This window comes from Acidimicrobiales bacterium (assembly GCA_041394265.1).
Lineage (GTDB): Bacteria > Actinomycetota > Acidimicrobiia > Acidimicrobiales > SZUA-35 > JBBQUN01.
The window spans coordinates 1-2,290 of sequence record JAWKIO010000003.1 but is presented as its reverse complement, the minus strand read 5'-3'; the positions used below and the strand labels follow the sequence as shown (position 1 = coordinate 2,290).

General features: G+C 65.5%; 3 protein-coding genes. All 3 read left to right on the top strand.

Annotated features, from left to right (window positions below):
* A partial coding sequence (locus tag R2733_00100) for a hypothetical protein (protein ID MEZ5374877.1) occupies positions 1-937 on the top strand: 937 nt, incomplete at its 5' end.
* Positions 934-1,719 (top strand): IS21-like element helper ATPase IstB, encoded by a 786-nt coding sequence (istB, locus tag R2733_00095; protein MEZ5374876.1) that lies wholly within the window; start codon positions 934-936, stop codon positions 1,717-1,719. The genes R2733_00100 and istB, both read left to right, overlap by 4 nt.
* Positions 1,720-1,870: 151 nt before the next feature.
* Positions 1,871-2,155, top strand: coding sequence for a type II toxin-antitoxin system Phd/YefM family antitoxin (locus tag R2733_00090; GenBank protein MEZ5374875.1), 285 nt, complete (start codon positions 1,871-1,873; stop codon positions 2,153-2,155).
* The last annotated feature ends 135 nt before the right edge of the window (positions 2,156-2,290 follow it).

The window sequence follows — 2,290 nt, the reverse complement described above, 5'->3', positions numbered from 1 at the left end:
CCGCTTCGGCTGGAACATCCCGCTGGTCGCGTTCGGGATGATCTTGTCGTGGTCCAGGTTCAGGATGTGGTGGTTCACCGCGTCGGAAGATCGCCATCACACCTTCGAGGGCGTCGCCCGGTTCTTCGACGAGATCGGCGGCGTCCCGGCTGCGTGCCGGACCGACAGGATGGGAGCGCTCGGCCGGTCACAAGGTCGACGTTTCGTGCTGCACCCGCCAACGGTCGGCTTCGCGGCCCATCACGGCACGAAGATCACCTCGTGTCAGGCCGGCGATGCCAAGCGCAAGGGCAAGGTCGAGCGTCCGTTCCGCCAGCTCCAAGAGACCTTCCTCCCGGAGGTCGAAGCCGACGGCGTCCCGGTCGATCTCGCCGATCTGAACCGGCGCGCCGAGCTGTGGCTCGCCAAGCGAGTGCACGCCGTTGAGTCCCGGTCGACTGGCGAGACACCGGCGGCGCGCCTGGCTGTCGAGCGAGACTTCCTGTCGCCGTTGCCGAGGGCACGGTTCGACTCTGACTACGTCGAGACGAGGCGGGTGCACAACGCGTGGCCCTTCGTCGCCATCGACGCGAACCGCTACTCGGTTCCGCCAGAAGCGTTGGGCCACACCGTCGAGATCCGCCGACCTGTCGACTCGGGCACCGTCGAGGTCCGCCTGGCTGGGCGGCTGATCGCCACGCATCGCCTTGTCACGGGCCGACGTGTCGACGTGTGGGACCCGGCCCACAAGCAGGCCGCCGAAGCACTCGCGCTCGGCTGGGACCCCTCGGGCCCGGATCTGCGAGTTGTCGCAGAACGACCCGAACCAGCCCCGGCCGTGCGTCTCGAGTTGGGCGGCGACTACGACGTCGAAGCCCCCGACCTCGATGGCCGCTACTCGGTGGTCATCGACCCAGAACCCGGTGACGGTGACGAGGGCGTGGAGGTGTCGGCATGAGCGTCTATGAACAGATCAAAGCCGACCTCGGCTACCTCAAACTCGACGCCGCCGCCGGCGCGTTCGCAACCCTCGCCGAGCAAGCCAGAACCGAGGACTGGTCCCACATCGAGTTCCTCGCCCGTCTCATCGCCGAGCAAGCAACAGCAGACCGAGACCGGCGCCTCGCAGCACGGCTGCGCTACGCCCGCTTCCCCTACCGACGCAGCATCGAGGACTTCGATTACGAGTTCCAACCATCGGTCGACCGCAAACTCGTCGAGGACCTCGCCACGCTGCGCTTCATCGAAGAGAACCGGCCGATCCTGTTTCTCGGACAGCCCGGCTGCGGCAAGACCCACCTCGCCGTTGCGCTCGCGACACTCGCGGTCGAGGCCGGCTACCGGGGCTACTTCAGCACCGCCGACAACCTCTGTCGCACCCTCGTGCGGGCATCGATCGAGGGGAACCTCGCGTCGAAGATGAAAGCGTTCACTGCGCCGACCGTGCTCGTCATCGACGACGTCGGCCTTCTCCCGATCGGCGGCACCGAAGCCTCCGCAGTGTTCTTCCAAGTGGTCAACACCCGCTACGAGAAAGGCCACCCCACCATCGTCACCACCAACCGATCGCTACCGGACTGGGGGACCATCTTTGGCGACACCGTCGTCGCAGCAGCAGTCCTCGACCGGCTCATGCACAACGCCATCGTGTTCAACATCAAGGGCCAATCCTGGCGCCTACGCGAGCACAACGGCCTCGAAATCGCGACCACCAACCCCAGCGACGGAGGCGCCCGCTAGCCTCACCAACCACCGGTCAACACCGACCCCGTGTCGGTTTTCGATGATCCCCAATGACGGGTTTCCCTGATCGCTCACACTGCACTTCCGTCTGGCCAGGCGTCAGGACCTTGGGTTGACGCCGGCCAGTGGTCTAGCCATACTTATAGCCATGATGGCTCAGGAACATCTCGCCTTGGCGGACGTCAAGAACCGGCTTTCGGAGGTAGTGGAGGGGCTCGAGCGGGAGCATGGCCGGGTGGTTGTGACGAAGCACGGCAGGCCTGCGGTCGTGATGTTGAGCGTCGAAGACTTGGCGTCCCTCGAAGAGACTCTTGAGATCCTGAGCGACCGCCAACTGATGGACGAGATCAGCGAGGGTCGAGCTGAGCTTGCGGCAGGTAAGGGTGAGGTTCTCACCCGCGACGAGGTTCTTGCGCGGGTCAGGGCTGAATGAGCGAGGAGCGGTTCGAAGTCGTGTGGTCGCCTCGGGCCAGGCGATCACTCAACCGGCTCCCGGAGAAGGTCGTAGTTGCGTGCGTGGAGTTCGTCCACGGCGGCCTCTCGGAGAATCCGTATCGGGTCGGGAAGC

What these genes read in the sequence shown, in the direction of transcription:
- R2733_00090 (MEZ5374875.1), top strand. Translation starts at nt 1,871, where the DNA reads ATGATGGCTCAGGAACATCTCGCCTTGGCGGACGTCAAGAACCGGCTT.
- istB (MEZ5374876.1), top strand. Translation starts at nt 934, where the DNA reads ATGAGCGTCTATGAACAGATCAAAGCCGACCTCGGCTACCTCAAACTC.